Genomic DNA, 19,493 nt, shown 5'->3' with positions numbered 1-19,493 from the left:
ATACCTTCATTCCTATCACAGAAAGGAGTTTCCCCGATGCCGGCAGCGATCAAAGGTACAATTACCATAGACGGAGAAGAAATCATCATCACTAACCCAGAGAAGCTGCTGTGGCCCGAATGTGGCATTACCAAACGGATTTATCTGCAAAAGCTCGCTGCACTCTCTCCCTATCTGCTGCGTTATTGCCGAGACCGGCTGCTTACCGTCATTCGTTATCCGCACGGCATCTCTGGAATGTCCTTTTATCAAAAAAATGCACCTGATCCGCTCCCGGCCTTTGTCCAAACCGCTGTGCACGAGAATATTAACTATATCAAGCTGCAAGGTTTACCTGAGCTGATTTGGCTGGGAAATCTCGCCGCTTTGGAATTCCACCCTTCCCTGCATTATGTAGGCAGCGAGCTGCCCTGTGAGTGGATGATTGATCTTGATCCGTCACTTGAAATCGAACCTCGTATCATGGAAGCAACTGCGATCGTTGGGGGGGTCTTAACCTCCCTTGGCCTCTCCTCTGTACCCAAAACCTCCGGTGCTACCGGGGTGCAAATCATTGTCCCTATCGAGACTGGCGTTACTTTTGATGGATTGCGGAAAATCGGGCATTTTGTGGGTCGTTACGTCACCGAAAAGCATCCCAACCTGTTCACCCTGGAACGTCTAAAAAAGAATCGCGGAGATAAAATCTATTTTGACTACCTCCAGCATTATAGCGGCAAAACATTAGCTGCACCTTACACACCACGTGCAAGACCACTTGCTACAGTTTCTACACCCTTGCTATGGGAGGAGGTTCAGCAAAATGTATCTCCCTCTAATTTTCATCTGCTCAATATCGAGGAACGCCTTCTGCGTATGGGAGATCTTTTAGAGAAAGTGCCCCCACAGCCCGTTGAACAGCTCATTGCTAAGCTCCCATAAAGGAGCAATCCCATAGAAAAAAGACCCTAAAAACAGCAATAAGCCCGCAGCATCAACTACATGCTACGAGCTTATTTGGCGTCCCACTCAAGGACAGAAGGTATACTATATAAGAATACGGCAGGCCGAGCTTTGTTCACCGTATTTATTGCTTTTTTATCCGTAAAAATACCTTCTTTCAGTTAATGATACTTAAGAGCTACGCTAGTGGATGGATTTCTTCTTGAAGCGGCCACCTTTAACATCATGGATGTTACCTATTGCGATGAATGCATCAGAATCCCAATCTTCAACAATGGTTTTAAGCTTAGCTTCTTCCAGACGGGTGATAACTACAAAGATCACTTTCTTGTTCTCACCGGAAAATCCGCCTTCTCCATCTAAATAAGTAACACCACGTCCAAGACGCTCTGTCAGAGCTTCCCCGATATCGCGGAATTTATCACTGATAATCCATACTGATTTCGATTGATCCAGACCCTCAAGGGTGATGTCAATAACCTTAAATGCAATATAATAAGCAATCAGGGAGAACATCGCGTTATTCCAACCGAACACAAATCCAGCTCCGGACAAGATGAACAGGTTGAAGAACATAACTACTTCACCTACAGAGAAGGGAAGCTTCTTGGCTACCAAAATCGCAACAATTTCTGTACCGTCTAGAGATCCCCCGAAACGTACAACCAATCCAACACCTACACCTAGAATGATACCGCCAAACACGGCAGCAAGCATCGGTTCAACTGTAAAGGCCTCTACATGATGCAGCATTGAAGTGCCGATAGACATAAGTAAAATCGCATATAAGGTAGATAAGGCAAATGTCTTACCGATTTGCTTATAACCGATTAACAGGAACGGAAGGTTGAGCAGTGTCAATAATATACCCAGAGGAATGTCAAATAAATGTGATAAAATAATGGAGATACCGGTAATCCCGCCATCAATCATTTGATTAGGTACTAGGAATATCTCAAGTGCAACAGCCATCATGGCGGCCCCTACGGATAACATGATCATACGCTGCGCGAACTTAGCCATTTTATGGGCACCGGTCTTCTGCAGTTTGTTCTGCTCCTCTTTGGTAAACATTTGTGGACTCACATTCATAGAACTCCCCCTACAATTTAACAGTATAGTTTTGAAACATTCGGAAGTATAACTACAATCTATACTTTCTTACATTTCTTCTTATACAATTATTATATCACAAAATATGCTCTAATAATGAATGGAACACGTACTATCCTTCGAAAAATTCAGATTTAGTCCTCTTTCCGGTCATAACAGCGGTGATAACAACTGACATAGCCCTTCACCGAGTTTGACAATTCTCCCTCTCTCCTTAAATTTTACAGGATCAATGAATTCACTGTTCTTTTGATCCTTTTCAAACCCCGCGACTAGCTCTGCTATCGTCTCAGGATGCAGCAAAACCGCTGTCATTTCGAAATTAGAATAGAAGCTGCGCATATCCAGATTCGCACTTCCCACCGTACCCAGCAGATCATCCACTATCATGACTTTGGCATGCATAAATCCTTTGGTGTAGCGATAGAACTTCACGCCTGCATCTTGTAAATTCTCCAGATAAGACAAAGAAGCATGATAAACAAGCTTATTATCAGGCTTCGCCGGAATGATGATTCTAACATCCACTCCACGAAGGACTGCACTCTTCAAAGCACGACAAATCGCAGGATCCGGAATAAAATACGGTGAAGTAATCCAGATCCGTTCCCTAGCAGAGCAAAAAGCGGCAAAATACATCTCCTGAGAAGCATCGATCGCAGCATCCGGTCCACTTCCTACAATCTGCACGGCCTCTTGCTCCTTGCAAGAGTGCTCAGGGAACAAACGAGGATGACTCATACCTTCACCAGAGGCCAGTCTCCAATCCTTCAGGAAGACATACTGAATATAATAAACAGAATCTCCTTCTAAACGCAGATGGGTATCGCGCCAGTAACCCATCTTGGCGTCCTTTCCTAAGTAATCATCACCGATATTCATTCCCCCCGTAAAACCAATCAATCCGTCCACCACTAGGATCTTCCGATGATTGCGGAAATTAAACCGACGATCCAGTAAAGAACTAATCGGAGGTAAAAAAAAGTGGAACTCCACCCCGGCATTTCTCAGGGTTCGAATAAACCTACGGCTTAATCGATGACTGCCCAGTCCATCACAAAGCAAACGCACCTTTACTCCCTGCCGCGCCTTTCGAATCATAACGTCCTGAAACTGTTCTCCGATCTCATCATCACGATAAATATAAAATTGCATGTGGATATGTTCTTTTGCCTCTTCCATGGCTTCCAGCATAGCGTCGTAAGCTTCTCTTGCAGTTGACAGCACTCTGCTTTTGTTATGGCCTGTAATAGGCCCTTCCGAGAGCTTTGCAAGCAAAACCAATAAACCCTCGTTATTCTCAAACTGAGCGTTTCCAGTATCCGACGCTTGTTTTACTACCTTAATCTTACCAGTGACATACGAACGGATTTCCCGGAAGAGTGAAGTACATCTTTTGTTCAATTTTCTATTCTGTCTGTAGTCACGACCTAGAAAATAATAGAATGCCAGACCGAGCGGTGGACAACAGAAGGAAATAAACAACCATGCTATAGCCCTTTGCGGGCGTCGGTACTCCAGAAATACAATCAATGCAATCTGTATGATAAAAAGAATTAGAATTATCGCGAAAATCTTCAATTCTCTACCCCCTCAATTAATAAAAACAGATGCAATAGACTCTCTGCGATGACTCTAGTACAGGTTTTGCCGTAACTCTCCTTCTTTATTCAAACAAACCGTTGTCATGTTCCTGAAAGATATGGAATACATAGAGTAGTAGGACAATTCGGATGAGCCTAATGGAAGAAAAGTCGTTAGCCTCAGGTATCGCAAGCGGCTGCCATAAGCCGCAGAAAGGAGAAGCCATGAAGAGTCAGCCAGATCATAAACGGATTACGCTGCTTGTCGTAAGGGATGCCGGACGTCCAGTCAAACAGCTCCACATTTCCAAACCGCTAGCGTTCGCCTTACCGGCAGCAGCAGCCCTGTCTATCTCCAGTCTGGTCACCTCTATGCATTTCCATGCCTCTCAGTCCATCTCACAGCTAGAAGCCGAGGCAGCCGCACTATCGCTAACCAATCTCCGCATGGAAATGAAGGTCGCCGACAAGGATAAAGATTTAACACAGCTTCGTAGCCAGGTCAGCGAACTTTCGGAAGAGGCAGATAACATTAAAGACAAGCTGAAGAGTGTAAATGCACTGGAACAGGAGCTGCAAGCATTGATTAACAAAAGCAAAGGTGCTGCTGCCGCTACAGACACGAATGAATCTCAACCGGAGAAATCCGCAACAGAAAAATCAAAAGCTGGATCGGCCACTTCAAATTCAACATTAGGTTTATCGAACCGTCTTTCTTCTCCTGTTCCTAAAGAGACTTCCTTTAAGCAGAGTACAGAAGAGAACTCATCTTCCACTTCTCTATCCGCCATAAGTTTCCGCTTTGGGGCCATCACCGCAGCCCTTCCAAAAACACTCACCCCGCAGGTTGGTGGAGAATACATCGCGGTGTATCAGAACGACGCTACGAGCTTGGTGGAAGAAACTAAGGATGACTTTGAGGAGATTCACGGGATGCTTGATGAAATGGTGGAAAGTATCACACAGACGATCACACAGGCAGAGCACGAGAATAACGTACAGGCAAATCTGCAAGCTCAAAAGGCCCGTGCAGAAAAGGCTAAACTTAACGCTGTACCGCTCTGGCCTACCGAGTCCAAAGTCATTTCTTCAAGCTTCGGCTACCGCTCAGATCCATTCAAAGGTTTGTCTGCGTTCCATTCCGGTGTCGATATTGCTGGGAACATCGGTGATCCTGTATATGCTGCCTTAGATGGCGAGGTTATTACTGCGGAACAAATGGGCGCACGCGGAAAATACATCGTGATTAAGCATTCAAATGGATTGGAAACCTGGTACATGCATTTGAACGGAATGATCGTATCTGCGGGAGACAAGGTTAGCAAAGGGCAGAAAATCGGCTTGCTTGGAAGCACTGGCCGAAGCACAGGTCCTCATCTTCATTTTCAGGTTGTGAAGCAGAATAAAACAGTCAACCCTTTGGCGTATGTCAAACCCTAAAGGGTTGCATTTAATTTCAAAATAGGAGGAATTTATAAATGTGGAACAAACGGCAGCAGCGTGTCCCCTTTAAATCTACCGATTCCCTAATTGGGCATGGAGGAACACTGGAGGGTAAGGTGCAATGTGATACAAACCTGCGGATTGAGGGTACCTTTAGCGGTGAGATTATTTGCAGTGGTGTCGTGACTGTAGGAGAAGAAGGAACAGTGCGCTCCAGTATTAAAGCGGAAGAAATCGTGATTGCCGGCAAAGTATACGGGGATGTTACGGCTGATCGCAGACTCATTATGACCGGAACCGGAGAATTGCATGGCAATATTTCAGCAGGAGCACTTAGCATTATGGAAGGCAGCCTCCTGAATGGCTCCATTGCCATGCAAGAACAGCCCACCTCTGAAAAAGCAGGTGAGCCCAAAAGTAATATGAAAAAGGACAAGGCAGCCAAGCGCTCCTCCAAAGCTCAAGGAACACTTGAAGCCGGCTAGACTTATTTCTATGAAGCAACGTCCCTTTTACGGAAGACAATCCAGGAAATGGCCAGGAATAGGATATAGTACACCGCTAATACAGCTATGGAGAAGCCAAGTGTTGAGCCCCCCGGACCCGTATCCGACAATAGGTAACCTCTTAGATCCATATGTGTGAAGATCAAGTATTGGGCCCATTCAAACCGTTCTGGACTAAAAATAACCGTAAAAATACTCTTGGCAAACATAATAAATAAGGATAATCCAATAGCCAGCCCACTTGCGCGGAATACGCTAGATACCATGAAAGCCAGAGCAGCAGTCAGGAAAAGCTCAATGTAACGACATAGGAGATCTAGGAAGGAATATTCCGCTGGACTCCAAGCCGTAATGGATGACATCGTATCTCCCGAAGATGAGGAGAAGATTAACGAAGCACCAAACCCAAAAGCAATCAATACTGCGGTGCTAAGCAAACTGAATAACACCATGGAAATATATTTCGAGAGCAGGATCTTGGAGCGACTCCACGGGCGAATCAGCAGCAGCTTAATGGTTCCCCAGGTAAATTCGCCCGCTACGGAGTCAGAAGCCACTACAACGGTAAAGATTGTATTCAAGAAGAACGCAATACTCACCGTCATCTGAAAGTTGTCCCAAAGCCCCATAAGCGATGAATCGCCTTCGCTTGTGAAATAAATAAGCGCAGGAAGCAGCACGCTCATCACTGCAAGAATAAGCAGCATAATCCATGTGCGGACACGGCTGTATATTTTGATATTCTCATTATGTATGAGAGCTGTAAACTCACCCAATTCCTTCACCTCCTGTAACCTCTAAGAATTGATCCTCCAGCGTACGGGCAAGGGTTCTGATGTTATACACCTTAATCCCACCTGCCACTAGCTTGGCATTTAATTCTGCAATCTCCTCACGCTCTGCCTCAAGCACAAGTCCCCCACTCTTAAATACTCCACGTCCAATGAGGGCTAACGCAGCCTCAGCATTATCAACCTCGAACAAGGTTTCTCCCAGAGGCATTACAGTATTGCCTACCCCTTTCAGCTGCTTCACATCCACCAGTCGTCCATTTTGGATAATCGCAACGCTGTCACACATGAGCTCCATCTCGGAAAGTAAATGACTGGAGACGAATACAGTTGTTCCTTCTTCCTGACATAAACGGCGTAAATAGTCTCGGAGCTCGCGTATCCCTTGTGGGTCCAGCCCGTTGGTTGGCTCATCTAGAATCAGCAGCTTGGGTCTGTGCAGCAGTGCTTGAGCCACTCCCAGCCTCTGACGCATACCTAGCGAATAGGTCTTAACTTTGTCATGAATTCTTTGACCTAGTCCGACTAGCTCGACAACCTCATCTATCCGTTGCTTTGTTACCCCTGGCACCATCCGTGCATATTGGCGCAGATTCTGATAACCGGTGAGGAACTTGTACATCTCTGGATTTTCTACAATGGCCCCTATATTTGCGATAGCCTCTTCAAAATGGTTTTTAATACTACGGCCACAGATCAAGATGTCTCCACGACTAATGGAAATCAACCCTACCATCATCCGTATTGTAGTAGTCTTACCTGCTCCGTTGGGTCCCAAAAAACCGAAGATTTGTCCAGGCGGGATGTCCAGCGTTAAATCGCTCACCAGCGTTTTCGAGCCGATTTTTTTGGTGACTCCCTGCAGGCGGGCAACAGGCTCCATCAATATTTCTGTATTCGACATAGTCTCACTTCCTTTCATCTATAACCTAGTTTACCACATATACCCTTTTTTCCGAAAATCACTAGAGGATAAGAGTCTGCCAGCTAAAAAAGGAACCTGACTTCTCCGGTATTAGGAAGAGTCAGGTCCCCTTATTCATTTAGTTCCTATTTCATTCAAGTACAACAGTTTAACCGCCAACACGGGCAAGCTCGCGCATATTTGCTTCAAATGCAGCCATCAACGCAGCTTCTCCGGTCAATCCGGTTTGTTCTACCTTGTGAATTTGCTCCATCATCCGTTTGTAATCCTTCGGAATGACACGAACGAAGTTCGGCAAGCTATCTGCCCACTGATTCAGTACTCGTGCGCCAGCCGCACTACCTGTAAGCTCGGTATGGCGGATAATCAGCTCACGCAGCTCTTCGATCTCCTCAGACTCTTCCACTCTCTCGAGCAGTACCATTTCGAGATTGCAGCGGCCGATGAAGGTTCTATCTGGGTCGTAGACATAAGCGATACCGCCTGACATCCCTGCCGCAAAGTTACGGCCAGTTTCACCAAGGACAACCACTCGGCCTCCAGTCATGTATTCACAGCCGTGGTCACCCACGCCTTCTACAACAACCTTCGCTCCGGAGTTACGGACGGCAAAACGTTCACCAGCGATACCGTTAATATAAGCTTCTCCACCTGTTGCACCGTAGAATGCAGTATTTCCGATAATGATATTGTCCTCAGCAGCAAAGGTAGCTTTCGGAGATGGCTTGATAATAATCTTACCACCCGACAATCCTTTACCTACATAGTCATTGGAATCTCCTTCCACCGTAAGCGTGATTCCCTTAGGCACGAATGCACCCAAGCTTTGACCAGCAGAACCGGTGAAATGAAGCCGAATCGTATCATCCGGCAAACCTGCGGCCCCATACTTGCGGGTCAGCTCGCTGCCAAGGATAGTTCCGACGGCACGATTAACGTTCGTGATTGGCAGTGATGCCTCAACAGCCGTACCTGATTCCAGTGCAGGTGCTGCCAGGTCGAGCAGCTGCGAAACATCCAGTGTCTCTTCCAGACCATGATTCTGGTATTTACTGCGGAAGCGTGTGCTTCCTTCCGGTAATTCCGGTGTATGCAGCAGGCTGCTCAAATCTATGCCTTTCTTCTTCCAATGCTTCGACGCCTGAGTTGCGTCTAGACAATCGGTACGGCCTACCATCTCTTCAATTGTACGGAAGCCGAGACTTGCCATAATTTCACGTAGATCCTGTGCCACGAAGGTCATAAAGTTAACTACATGCTGCGGATCACCGGTAAAATTCTTACGAAGATCCGGATTCTGTGTAGCTACACCAACCGGACAAGTATCCATTTGGCAGACACGCATCATAATACAGCCAACAGATACTAGCGGAGCAGTGGCAAAACCATACTCTTCGGCCCCAAGCAATACAGCTACAGCCAAATCGCGGCCGCTTAGCATTTTACCATCTGTTTCCAGAACTACACGGTCACGCAGATTGTTGAGCATCAATGTCTGATGGGTTTCAGCCAAGCCAAGCTCCCACGGAAGACCCGCATGACGAATGGAGTTCATCGGCGATGCCCCTGTACCTCCATCATAGCCACTAACCAAGATAATATCAGCGCGCCCTTTGGCTACACCCGCAGCAATCGTACCCACTCCAACTTCCGATACGAGCTTAACATTAATGTTTGCACGTGGATTTGCATTTTTCAGATCATAGATCAGCTCTGCCAAATCCTCGATAGAGTAAATATCATGATGCGGTGGAGGTGAGATCAGACCGACACCTGCTGTTGAGCCACGTACTTCAGCGACCCAAGGATAAACTTTACGTCCCGGAAGCTGTCCACCTTCCCCTGGTTTAGCGCCCTGAGCCATTTTAATCTGGATCTCATCAGCGTTAACTAGGTAGTTCGAGGTAACACCAAAACGTCCAGAAGCTACTTGTTTAATCGCACTGCGACGTGAATCACCATTGCTATCCGGAATATAGCGGGCTGGATCTTCGCCGCCTTCCCCCGTATTACTCTTACCACCGATACGGTTCATCGCAATGGCCAGTGTCTCATGTGCTTCCTTACTAATGGAACCAAAGGACATTGCACCCGTCTTAAACCGTTTCATAATGGACGATGCAGATTCTACTTCTTCCAGTGGAATCGGTTCATAGGCTGACTTGAATTGCAACAAGGAACGAAGCGTCAATTGCTTCTCGCTTTCTCCTTGAACAAGGGCAGCATATTTCTTGTACATATCATAATTCCCGCTACGCACAGAGTGCTGAAGCAGATGAATCGTCTGGGGATTGAATAGATGCTCTTCCCCATCATTACGCCATTGATAATCGCCCCCGGAGTCAAGCACCTTATCATTTCCGTCTTTTTCTGTAAAAGCACGGTTATGATGGATAAGCGCCTCAGTTGCCACTTCCTCCAGGCCAATCCCCCCAATCCGGGAAGGTGTCCAAGTAAAGTAACGATCCACGAACTCAGAGTTCAGACCCACAGCTTCAAAAATCTGCGCACCGCGGTAAGATTGAATCGTCGAAATTCCCATTTTGGAAAGAATCTTAACTACGCTCTTAGTCGCAGCTTTAATATAGTTCTTCACTGCTTTTTCATGCGAGATTCCCCGCAATAAGCCTTGGCCGATCATGTCATCCAAGCTTTCAAAAGCCAGATAAGGATTTACTGCACTCACACCATAACCGAGCAGCAACGCATAATGATGGACTTCACGTGGTTCACCGGATTCCAGCAAAATACTAACTTTCGTCCGTGTTCCTTGGCGGATCAAATGGTGATGCAGACTCGATACCGCAAGCAGAGCTGGAATCGCAGCATTCTCACTGTCCACACCGCGGTCAGTCAGAATCAGAATGTTATGCCCTTTAGCCATAACACGGTCAGCAGCCTCGTTCATGCGCTCAAGCGCGATGCGTAATCCTTCTGCCCCAAGCTCAGCCGGGAAAAGAATTGGAATAGACATCGATTTGAAGCCTGCACGGCGAACATGGCGAATCTTAGCAAAATCTTCGTTCGAAAGAATTGGCGTTTGCAGCGAGATCTGGCGGCAGCTTTCCGGTTCCGGTTTAAGCAAATTACGCTCTGGTCCAATCGTAGTCGTTGTGGATGTCACCAGCTCTTCACGAATGGCATCGATGGGTGGATTCGTTACCTGAGCAAACATTTGTTTGAAATAGTTATAGAGACGTTGCGGGCGGTCCGAAAATACGGCGAGCGGAGCATCATAACCCATGGAACCGACAGCTTCAGCACCAGTAGATGCCATTGGCTCAAGCACCTTACGCAAGTCTTCAAAAGTATAGCCGAAAGCCTGCTGTAGCTGTTGTACATTATCATGCTTAGGATTTGGCAGTTCAGGTGCATCCGGAAGCTCATCAAGACTGATCAAATGCTCATCCAGCCACTGGCGATAAGGCTTCTCAGAGGCGATAGCCGATTTAACTTCCTCATCGGAGATAATGCGGCCTTCCTTCGTATCCACGAGCAGCATGCGTCCAGGCTTCAGGCGGTCTTTATATAAGATGTCCTCTGCTGGAATGTCCAGTACACCGGCTTCTGAGGATAAAATAATCATATCGTCTTTCGTTACATAATAACGAGCAGGACGCAGGCCGTTACGGTCCAGAATAGCGCCGATTTGTATCCCATCGGTAAAGCCCATTGCAGCAGGCCCGTCCCATGGCTCCATTAGAGTACTGTGATATTCATAAAATGCTTTTTTATCAGCGTCCATACTATCATGATTGCTCCATGGTTCAGGAACCATCATCATGGCTACCTGTGGCAGGGATCGTCCGCTCAAATAGAGAAACTCAAAGGTGTTATCGAACATTGCAGTGTCCGATCCATCCGGGTTAATAACAGGCTTGATCTTGTTCAGATCTTCACCAAACACTTCGCTCTTAAACAATGACTGGCGCGCATGCATCCAGTTCACATTACCACGCAAGGTGTTGATCTCACCGTTGTGGATCATAAAGCGGTAGGGATGCGCACGTTCCCAGCTTGGGAAGGTGTTCGTGCTGAAACGGGAGTGAACTAACGCGATCGCTGATTCCAGCTCTTCGTTCTGCAAATCCAGGTAGAATTGTCCGACTTGTTCTGTAGTCAGCATGCCTTTGTATACAATCTTACGGCACGACAAGCTTGGAATATAGAAGGATTCATCCTCTTCTGCACCACCGTAACGAATGGCAAGCTCTGCACGTTTGCGGATTACATAAAGCTTACGTTCAAAAGACAACTCATTCGTGACCGAAGCCGAGCGGCCGATAAATACTTGACGCACAAAAGGCTTAGCAGCTTTCGCTGTCTTGCCAAGCATTTCATCATAGGTAGGCACATCACGATAGCCGAGTACTATTTGACCTTCTTCAGCAATAATATTGCTTAAGAGAGCTTCATGCTGCGCCCGAACTTCTTCGTTATGAGATAAAAAGATCATGCCCACGCCATAATTGCCTTGTTCCGGCAAAGCAAAGCCTAGCTTCTGAGCTTCGCTTGCAAAGAAACGGTGCGGAATTTGAAGCATGATACCTGCTCCGTCACCAGAGTTGGGTTCGCTACCTTGGCCTCCCCGATGCTCCATATTAAAGAGCATTGTCAAAGCATTACTTACGATATTGTGAGACGGTGTGCCTTTAATATGAGCTACAAATCCCATGCCGCAAGCATCTTTTTCGAACTGGGGATCATACAGGCCCTGTTTTACGGGCAGTTCAGTGTGTTTCATCGAACGCAACCTTTCTATTATAAAGTATGCAATGTGTTAGGAAAATTTTTCACATGAAAATCTTAATAATTATTCAATCCAGATTAGTGCTATTATTTTATCACCGAGGTATCATCAGCGCAATTTAAACTTTTTTATGATGCTGATTAACAATTGTTTTTGCATCACAGCTTTAGCGAGTAAAAGTTTAAAAAAACTTCATGTTGCATAATTATACATAAATAACGCATAAGTGCATATGCAATGAAAGCGTTACAAGATTTTTCACTCCTTCTATTATGTTTGCAAGAAAAAGGGTTTTTATGATTTTAAATCAAAAAAAGCGTCTCCCAGAGGAGACGCTTTTTTATACTTTTTTTTCAAAAAATTTATCAGTTTATACAGTCAAAACTTGTTCACTATTCACTCCAACTTCATTCTCACGGCTACGTGTCATGAAGTAAGCGAAGGTAAGAGCAAGGAATCCAAGACCAAAGATTGCCAGGATACCTACATCTCCCCACATTGCACTGAAATCACCTGTAGAAATTACTGCTTTGAGACCACTAACTGTGTAAGTCATTGGAAGCAGTGGATTAAAGAATTTCATCCAGTCAGGGATCAATTCAAGTGGGAATGTTCCGGCACTAGTTGTTAATTGGAAAATAAGAATAACGATAACAACGAAACGTCCCGGTTGATCCATCCAAGTAACAATCGCTTGAACTACCCATGTGTAAACTAAGCTTGTTAAGAATGTAAATACGAAGAATAGCGGTTTACTTTGTACTTCCAGTCCAAGTCCGTACAATACAACCACAGCAGCCAGCATAGACTGGATGAAGCTCATGATTGTGAAGGTAAGCGTACGGCTGATGAAACGGTTCATACGGCTAGCACCAAGGACAGCCGAATCACGCATTGGAATAACAATTGTTGAAATCAAAGCACCTACAAACAATCCAAGGGATAGGAAGTAAGGAGCAAAACCTGTACCATAGTTCGGAACATGATTCACAACTTTATCCTCAACCACAACTGGTTGTGCGAACATTTCCATCATTGCATCTGTTTTGTTCACACTGCCTGTTTTTTCAGCAGCATCGCCAAGCTTAGTTGCCAGTTCTGTTGATCCAGATTTCAGATCATCCATACCATCTTTCAGCTCGCCTGCGCCATCAGCCAGTTTTTTCGAACCATCTGCTACCGCACTGATACCGGAACCTAGTTCGCCTACACCGCTAAGCAGTTTTGAGGTACCATCACCAAGTGCTTTACCGCCTTCAGCCAGCTTGCTGCCTCCAGCTGCAGCTTCTTTAAGCTTCGCACCAAATTGTTGCATTCCTGCATTCAGCTTATCGCCACCAGCTACAAGTGCAGATGCGCCTTGTGCCAGTTTTTGTTGTCCTGTCAACAGCTGTGTGCTACCAGCATTTAATTGCTTAGCTCCATCATGCAACTGAGTTACACCAGCAGCTAACTGCTGTGACCCCGAGTGCAGTTGAGTTGCACCTTGTGCCAGTTGCTCTTGCCCACTGTGGAGTGCAGTAGCACCCTGTGCCAGCTGCTCTTGGCTTTGTTGCAGTTGCTCACTGCCTTGTGCCACGGCTGCACTAGCTGCCAGCAGCTTCTGTACCGCTGGATTTTGTGCCAGCTCAGGACTAGCCTGTGCCAATTGCTCCAATCCTTGAGCTACCGCTTTAGCACCCTCAGTTACCTTCGTGCTGCCTGCGGCGGAAGCTTGCAAACCCGCTTCCAGTTTCGCGCTGCCATCTACGGAAGAAGTTAAGCCCGCTTCCAGCTTCGCGCTGCCATCAACTAAAGATTGTGTTCCTGCTTGTAGTTTAGAAGTACCATCCACAGCAGACTGTGTTCCCGCCTGAAGCTGTGTAGCACCTGTTACAGCTTGTTTCAAGCCGTCACTAAGCTGTTTACTGCCGGCAGAACTTTGGGCAACACCGTCTTGAAGTTGCGTATGTGCAGTAGACAATTGTTGCAATCCGCTTGCCAACGTGGTTGATCCTGTTTTAAGCGCCGTAGCACCTGCATTCAAATCAGTCACACCTTGTGTAAGGGGTTCTACACCATTTTGAAGTTTACCTGTACCATCTGTCAGTACAAGTAGATTATCTTTCAGCTTCAAGGCTCCGTCATCTAGCTTACCAGCGCCATCAGCGATCTTGGAAGCACCATCTCCGGCTTCGCCCAATCCATCAGATACTTCTGTAATCTGATTGAATACAGACTCCACATAAGCTTCTGTTACTTTAGCAGATACTTTATTTTTAATTTCTGCTACAGCCGTACCACCGATCTGACCAGCCAAGAAGTTATAACCTTCATTTGGCTCATAAATAATTTTTGCCGGCTGTGGTTCATCATCCATAAGAGTAGTAGCTTTAGCAGAAAAGTCTTCCGGAACAATGATCGACATATAATAAGTATTGTCCTTCATTCCTGCTTCCGCTTCTTCAAGGGAAACGAAGTTCCACTGGAAGCCGTCGGTTACCTTCAACTCTTCTATAAGATCATTACCGGCTTGTAGTTGCTTGCCTTCATAATTAGCGCCGACATCCTGGTTGACCACAGCAACCGGAAGTTCATTCATCTTGCCATACGGATCCCAGAATGCCTTCAGGAAGAATCCGCTGTACATCACCGGAATAAATAGGATAGCAATCATTGGAATCAGCACCTTCGGATTTCTAAGGGCTGCGCCAAGATCCTTGGTAAATACGGATAATGATTTCATTCTGGTTCTCTCCTTATGAGCTTATGCTCTCTTTAAAATGCTTTGTTTGCGAAATATTACGTAACACTAAGTGACTGTTTTCCCCATTCGGTCAATTCAGGGTATAAAAAAATGCCTTGCGGCTCTTCTTCAATGCCTAATCATCTTGAGAATTGTTAAGGGAAAGCGAATCGAGTGATGCTGAGAACGCCATCCCTATCCTGAATCAACCCTTACTGTGCCAATCCTTCGGCGAGAAACAAATGAAAATACATCTTGATCTGTTCCTTGTCCAAGGGAGTATGTGTTTTATTCAGTTCAGCAGTCAATACAATATATAATCTGAACATGACTACCGAGACGATTTTGGGATCGCAAGGTTTGATTTCTCCCTGTTGGAGCGCTTGTTGCACCTCCCGTTCTAAATATTCTAAAACTACGTTCTCGATCTTCTCGAGTCCTTCTCCAGCCTGCGGCGTACCGAATTCGCGATTCTCCTGGGAAAGTTTTATGAATAGCTCCTGCTCACTTCGAAACTCAAGCAGAGCATCCAGCACACGATGCAAGTTATCAAAGAAAGGTCTGTCTCGCCTGATCTCCCGTTCAGCTATCGTCTTCATTTCCATCATCATATCGCGCAGGATCTCGTCAAACAATTGCTCTTTGTTTGTAAAAAAGGTGTAGATGGTTCCCTTACCGACATTTGCAATCTTAGCAACCTGATCCATTGTAGTTGCCTTATAGCCAAATAATGAAAAAGATTTCGCTGCGGCCTGAAGCACCTGCTGTCTTCGATCCACCACTGCCACCTGTGCACACTTCCTTTCTCCAGAAAATATCGTTCCCGCTGACTTCTGACCACTTTACTAATCCGGTCAATTGGTCATTCACTACTTTATCATGTTGTTTTCTAGTTTGCAATACTTTGGGCGAACCTTTTATTTTTTTATTTATTGCAGGGTTTTAACTTTCTATTTACGTCTTACTTGTATAATGTGAGTATAGTATAGATTTCCTAGTATAATTAGAAGAAGGAAAGCATTTCTATAGAAAAGGAAAGTAGCAGGTGAACTTATGCGAAAGAAAAGAGTACTGCTGTTTTCGGAAGGCTTCGGTACGGGCCACACAGGAGCAGCCTATGCTCTGGCCGAAGGAATAAAGCTGCTGAATCCGGATGTCCAGTGCCGAGTCATCGAGCTGGGGAAATTTCTTAACCCGACGGTCGCCCCTTGGATTCTTTCCGCTTACCGCAAAACAGTTAGCAGCCAGCCTAAGCTGGTCGGCATGATGTATAAGACACAATATCATAAATCATTGAACCCGTTGACTAAAATGGCGCTTCACCGGATTTTTTATACACATGCTTCACAGGTGATCGAACAGCTAAAGCCTGATTTGATTATCTGCACTCATCCCATTCCGGCTGCGGTCATTTCCAGACTAAAGCGTCGTGGATTAAATGTGCCTCTGTATACATTAATTACAGATTATGATGCACATGGGAGCTGGGTAAATTCCGAGGTCAATCGTTATCTCGTATCTACCCCACGCGTCAAATCCATTCTGACAGGCCGTGGGATCGCTCCAGAGCTAGTAACCGTCACTGGCATCCCAGTGCATCCAAAGTTCTGGGAACGCTCCAACAAGACGCTGCTGCGCAAGGAACTGGGATTGGCTGATATCCCAACCGTACTCATTATGGGTGGAGGCTGGGGGTTAATGTTCGGCAAAGAGATTATGCATTCCCTCACCGCCAGAATGGATGATATTCAGCTCGTCTTCTGTATGGGCAGCAATGAGAAGCTAATCGCCAAAATGAAGTCCAATCCACTGCTTAATCATCCCAATGTTAAAATTCTGGGATATAGCAGTGAAATCAATAAATTGATGGATGCCTCAGACCTGCTGATCACGAAGCCTGGAGGGATGACCTGCACAGAAGGTCAGGCCAAAGGAATTCCGATGCTTTTCTATAAAGCTATTCCAGGTCAGGAAGAGAAAAACTGCCAATATTTCGTAGAGCTTGGGCTGGCAGAGGTGCTCGACTCGGAAGTAGTGAACAAATGGTTCACTATGATGCTTCGTGAATATTCAGTTCTGGAAGAGCAACGCAGACGACGTCTCGCTCCAGATAAACATCAACCGCAAAGCTGTGCGACTACTGTTCTGAAGATGTTAGGTAACCCCGTAAGCGAGGCAACTGAAATCAGAGGCTCTAGAGCGCAAGCACGTAATGAAGAACCTGTATGTATTACACCTTAAAGAATAAGCAGGTAGTCAGGGAATTTCCCCCGGCTACCTGCTTTTTTTAATATAAATCGGATTGGTTTAAATTTCTACACTCTCACCAGCTTTAAGCGGGAAACCTTCCACTCCCTCTTGATGCAGGCGATCGCAGAAATCAGCTCCATCCTGAGCAATATCCGGAAATGTATTGTAATGTAGCGGGATCACCTTATCCGCCCGCAGCCAGCGTGCGGCCAGCAAGGCGTCATCCGGTCCCATGGTTAGCATATCGCCTATAGGCAGAGCTGCCAAGGCAATCGCGTTCCTTTCTCCAATGAGGCGCAGATCGCTGAATAGCGCGGTATCCCCCGCATGGAAAATCGTCTTGCCCTCAATCGTCAACAAAATCCCCGCGGGTTGTCCAGCATAAATCCAAGAGTCGCCCTCCTGAATGGATGAGGAATGAAATGCCTGCGTAAATTTCACAGTCATCCCGGCATAGGTATGACTACCACCTATATTCATGTGCTTTACTTGTGCACCTTTCATCCGGCAATATTCGGCAAGCTCAAACACCGCAAAGATCGGACAATCATTCTGCTTGGCAATTTCGACAGCATCTCCAAAATGGTCAGAGTGGCCGTGAGTAAGCAGAACGGCATCAACTGAAATATTGGCAGGTGAAATACCGGAGTTCGGATTGCCTGACAAAAAAGGGTCAATAATAACCTTCACGTTCCCCGTCTCTACCAGCAGAGCTGAATGTCCATAATAAGTGATTTTCATGGTTATCTTCCACCTCCAGATTCATATAGTTTAGTTTACCCTATATAGCGCTGAGGTTCACAGATCCACCAAATTTATTTATAAAAAGTATGATTGCCAATGGTTTTAACATAAGTCTGTGTATGATGTACGGTCAGATCCTGTGCAAGTTTTAGCGACAAGAAAAAGTAAGTATTGTCGGGAACTTCCTTTACTCCGGAGAGTGCAGCATTCACCGCTTTTATACTATCATCGTTAGGCTTCACACGGTTAAGACGCCCGTTAGCTACAGGGCTGAACTGGCTCTTCTGATAAATAACCTTATATATCGTGTCGGGGAAATTGGCTGACCGCAGCCTATTCAGAACAACGTTGGCAACTGCCACCTTGCCCTTGTACGGTTCACCTTCCGCCTCTGCCATTACAATTTTTTGTAGCAGAAGCAGTTCTTCTTCGGATACAGCGTAGCGCCGGGTTGCTTTACTTTGCTGCTCCTGGCTTAATAGCTCTGTCCGAGAGAAGTACAATGTTGTGAGGGGATGTTTCTGAGAAGCCGAGACTGTCTTCGCTGTCGCCTGACTACTCTTTGTTGCTGTTTCCGCCAATTGCGACGCTTTTTGCGCAGCTGGCTTGGATTGTACTACATCAGCCTTCACCCGAATAATGGAAACGTTCGATGTGTTTTTTGTGTTTTTTTGTTTTAATTTTTTTACACTAAGCCATTCCACACCCTTCGCCGGTTTCCAAGCGGAACTTAAAAGACTGAATGTGTTATTAAGCTTATTGGCTTGTGTAACTTCAGTAATGCCCCTCGTAATGCTACTCGTTATACTAGACTTCGATTCATCTTGCAATAGAGAAAGTACGGATGCACGGCTAGTGGATTGCAACTTATCCATCTGCACCCTGTCCACCTTCCCTTCCGCAACTTGTTCGGGTTGCAATAAGCTTATGGCAGAGAAACACACTAGTATAACGCCAACGAGCAACGCAATATAGCGGTTTTGTTTAAAAATTAACATGATATTCCTCCTATTTCACGGCACATTCCTATTGTATGTAACCGAAAACGGAAGCTTTGAAAACTTTATTATCGATTTTAAACTGTAAACTTTTCAATAATTTCATACATAGGAATGGCATACATTCTGGTAGCATACAACACAAAACTATCAATCGTCCAGTCTCTCTGATAGTTTTTTAGGTTCCAATCATCATCCAATTTCAGTAAATTTTCCAGCAATTTATCATCATATGAATTTTTTCCCCGGTACTTTCGAGCCACGGTAAGATGCGGTTTATAGGCCCTGGATTCGCCTGAAAAACCTAGTGGAAACGTCGCTGAATGCACTCTGGCAGCTAATTGATTTAATGCCTCTATTTCGCCGGAAACCCCTATCCACAGGACTCTTGGGGAAGCTGGAAGACCAAATGTGTCCCATTTGTCCAAAGAGAGATTGAAGGGTCTGCCTTGCCCCGCAGTCTTCCTCAAGGATTTCACTAAATCTGGAATTTTGGCCTTTGGGGTATCTCCTAAAAATTGCAGGGTAATATGATAATCTTGCGGATTTGTCCATTTAGCAAAATCAAAATTTTCAGATAGCTTTGAACATGCCTGCGCCACTATTTCTTGCAGCTCAGAAGGTAATTTCACAGCTAAAAAAAGCCGTTCTGATTCGTTCTCTGATGCTTTAGCATCCATGGTCAATTTCACCTTCTCCAATAGATTTGGTATTCTTAACCTA

Annotated in this window: 14 protein-coding genes; 4 read left to right on the top strand and 10 right to left on the bottom strand. The window is 45.6% G+C overall.

Annotated features, from left to right (window positions below):
* The first annotated feature begins 36 nt into the window (after positions 1-36).
* Positions 37-921 carry a non-homologous end-joining DNA ligase gene (ligD, locus tag MHH89_RS27065; RefSeq protein WP_076308897.1) on the top strand — a complete coding sequence of 295 codons (885 nt, stop codon included), beginning with the start codon at positions 37-39 and terminating at the stop codon, positions 919-921.
* A 204-nt stretch (positions 922-1,125) separates the two neighbouring features.
* Here ligD and MHH89_RS27060 read toward each other — a convergent pair whose 3' ends face one another.
* Together MHH89_RS27060 and cls are read right to left on the bottom strand one after the other, a co-directional pair.
* Complete coding sequence (locus MHH89_RS27060) at positions 1,126-1,965, bottom strand: YitT family protein (RefSeq protein ID WP_248547977.1); 840 nt, start codon at positions 1,963-1,965, stop codon at positions 1,126-1,128.
* Positions 1,966-2,205: 240 nt separating this feature from the next.
* Positions 2,206-3,636 (bottom strand): cardiolipin synthase, encoded by a 1,431-nt coding sequence (gene cls, locus MHH89_RS27055; RefSeq protein WP_076129238.1) that lies wholly within the window; start codon positions 3,634-3,636, stop codon positions 2,206-2,208.
* A 161-nt stretch (positions 3,637-3,797) separates the two neighbouring features.
* Here cls and MHH89_RS27050 point away from each other — a divergent pair, with 161 nt between their 5' ends.
* Complete coding sequence (locus MHH89_RS27050; protein WP_076185051.1) at positions 3,798-5,078, top strand: M23 family metallopeptidase; 1,281 nt, start codon at positions 3,798-3,800, stop codon at positions 5,076-5,078.
* A 38-nt stretch (positions 5,079-5,116) separates the two neighbouring features.
* The gene (locus tag MHH89_RS27045) at positions 5,117-5,566 is read left to right on the top strand and encodes a bactofilin family protein (RefSeq protein ID WP_038568928.1); all 450 of its coding nucleotides are present in this window, start codon (positions 5,117-5,119) and stop codon (positions 5,564-5,566) included.
* An 8-nt stretch (positions 5,567-5,574) separates the two neighbouring features.
* On the opposite strand, the gene MHH89_RS27040 is transcribed toward MHH89_RS27045, so the two are convergent.
* The 5 genes from MHH89_RS27040 to MHH89_RS27020 all read right to left on the bottom strand — a co-directional run bounded on the left by MHH89_RS27040 (position 5,575) and on the right by MHH89_RS27020 (position 15,566).
* Positions 5,575-6,363 carry an ABC transporter permease gene (locus tag MHH89_RS27040; protein ID WP_076185050.1) on the bottom strand — a complete coding sequence of 263 codons (789 nt, stop codon included), beginning with the start codon at positions 6,361-6,363 and terminating at the stop codon, positions 5,575-5,577.
* Positions 6,356-7,282, bottom strand: coding sequence for an ABC transporter ATP-binding protein (locus MHH89_RS27035; RefSeq protein ID WP_232061156.1), 927 nt, complete (start codon positions 7,280-7,282; stop codon positions 6,356-6,358). The genes MHH89_RS27040 and MHH89_RS27035 overlap by 8 nt, the downstream gene beginning before the upstream one ends.
* 169 nt (positions 7,283-7,451) lie before the next feature.
* On the bottom strand, positions 7,452-12,047 hold the full coding sequence (gene gltB / locus MHH89_RS27030) for a glutamate synthase large subunit (RefSeq protein ID WP_341088577.1): 4,596 nt from the start codon (positions 12,045-12,047) through the stop codon (positions 7,452-7,454).
* A 376-nt stretch (positions 12,048-12,423) separates the two neighbouring features.
* Positions 12,424-14,778 (bottom strand): YhgE/Pip domain-containing protein, encoded by a 2,355-nt coding sequence (locus tag MHH89_RS27025; RefSeq protein ID WP_076129242.1) that lies wholly within the window; start codon positions 14,776-14,778, stop codon positions 12,424-12,426.
* Positions 14,779-14,990: 212 nt separating this feature from the next.
* Entirely contained in the window at positions 14,991-15,566 is a 576-nt protein-coding gene (locus MHH89_RS27020; RefSeq protein ID WP_076129243.1) for a TetR/AcrR family transcriptional regulator, read from the bottom strand.
* Positions 15,567-15,831: 265 nt separating this feature from the next.
* Between MHH89_RS27020 and MHH89_RS27015 the strand changes: the two genes are divergently transcribed.
* Positions 15,832-17,019 (top strand): MGDG synthase family glycosyltransferase, encoded by a 1,188-nt coding sequence (locus tag MHH89_RS27015; RefSeq protein ID WP_076129244.1) that lies wholly within the window; start codon positions 15,832-15,834, stop codon positions 17,017-17,019.
* 66 nt (positions 17,020-17,085) lie between these two features.
* Here MHH89_RS27015 and MHH89_RS27010 read toward each other — a convergent pair whose 3' ends face one another.
* From MHH89_RS27010 to thpR, 3 genes are all read right to left on the bottom strand, one after another.
* Positions 17,086-17,769 (bottom strand): metal-dependent hydrolase, encoded by a 684-nt coding sequence (locus MHH89_RS27010; RefSeq protein WP_076218346.1) that lies wholly within the window; start codon positions 17,767-17,769, stop codon positions 17,086-17,088.
* A gap of 74 nt (positions 17,770-17,843) precedes the next feature.
* Positions 17,844-18,770, bottom strand: coding sequence for a cell wall hydrolase (locus MHH89_RS27005; RefSeq protein WP_076185046.1), 927 nt, complete (start codon positions 18,768-18,770; stop codon positions 17,844-17,846).
* Between the two features lie 77 nt (positions 18,771-18,847).
* The gene (gene thpR, locus MHH89_RS27000; protein WP_076194205.1) at positions 18,848-19,450 is read right to left on the bottom strand and encodes an RNA 2',3'-cyclic phosphodiesterase; all 603 of its coding nucleotides are present in this window, start codon (positions 19,448-19,450) and stop codon (positions 18,848-18,850) included.
* Positions 19,451-19,493 lie beyond the last annotated feature (43 nt).

Source organism: Paenibacillus sp. FSL H7-0323 (genome assembly GCF_038002725.1).
GTDB classification, from domain to species: Bacteria; Bacillota; Bacilli; order Paenibacillales; family Paenibacillaceae; genus Paenibacillus_AQ; species Paenibacillus_AQ odorifer.
The sequence above is the reverse complement of the archived record's forward strand: the minus strand, read 5'-3'. Positions and strand labels throughout refer to the sequence as shown.

Bases quoted from the DNA above. Each gene is read 5' to 3' on its own strand.
- ligD (WP_076308897.1), top strand. From the start codon at position 37: ATGCCGGCAGCGATCAAAGGTACAATTACCATAGACGGAGAAGAAATC.
- MHH89_RS27025 (WP_076129242.1), bottom strand. From the start codon at position 14,778: ATGAAATCATTATCCGTATTTACCAAGGATCTTGGCGCAGCCCTTAGA.
- MHH89_RS27050 (WP_076185051.1), top strand. From the start codon at position 3,798: ATGGAAGAAAAGTCGTTAGCCTCAGGTATCGCAAGCGGCTGCCATAAG.
- MHH89_RS27010 (WP_076218346.1), bottom strand. From the start codon at position 17,769: ATGAAAATCACTTATTATGGACATTCAGCTCTGCTGGTAGAGACGGGG.
- MHH89_RS27005 (WP_076185046.1), bottom strand. From the start codon at position 18,770: ATGTTAATTTTTAAACAAAACCGCTATATTGCGTTGCTCGTTGGCGTT.
- thpR (WP_076194205.1), bottom strand. From the start codon at position 19,450: ATGGATGCTAAAGCATCAGAGAACGAATCAGAACGGCTTTTTTTAGCT.
- MHH89_RS27015 (WP_076129244.1), top strand. From the start codon at position 15,832: ATGCGAAAGAAAAGAGTACTGCTGTTTTCGGAAGGCTTCGGTACGGGC.
- MHH89_RS27060 (WP_248547977.1), bottom strand. From the start codon at position 1,965: ATGGCTAAGTTCGCGCAGCGTATGATCATGTTATCCGTAGGGGCCGCC.
- MHH89_RS27045 (WP_038568928.1), top strand. From the start codon at position 5,117: ATGTGGAACAAACGGCAGCAGCGTGTCCCCTTTAAATCTACCGATTCC.
- gltB (WP_341088577.1), bottom strand. From the start codon at position 12,047: ATGAAACACACTGAACTGCCCGTAAAACAGGGCCTGTATGATCCCCAG.
- MHH89_RS27035 (WP_232061156.1), bottom strand. From the start codon at position 7,282: ATGTCGAATACAGAAATATTGATGGAGCCTGTTGCCCGCCTGCAGGGA.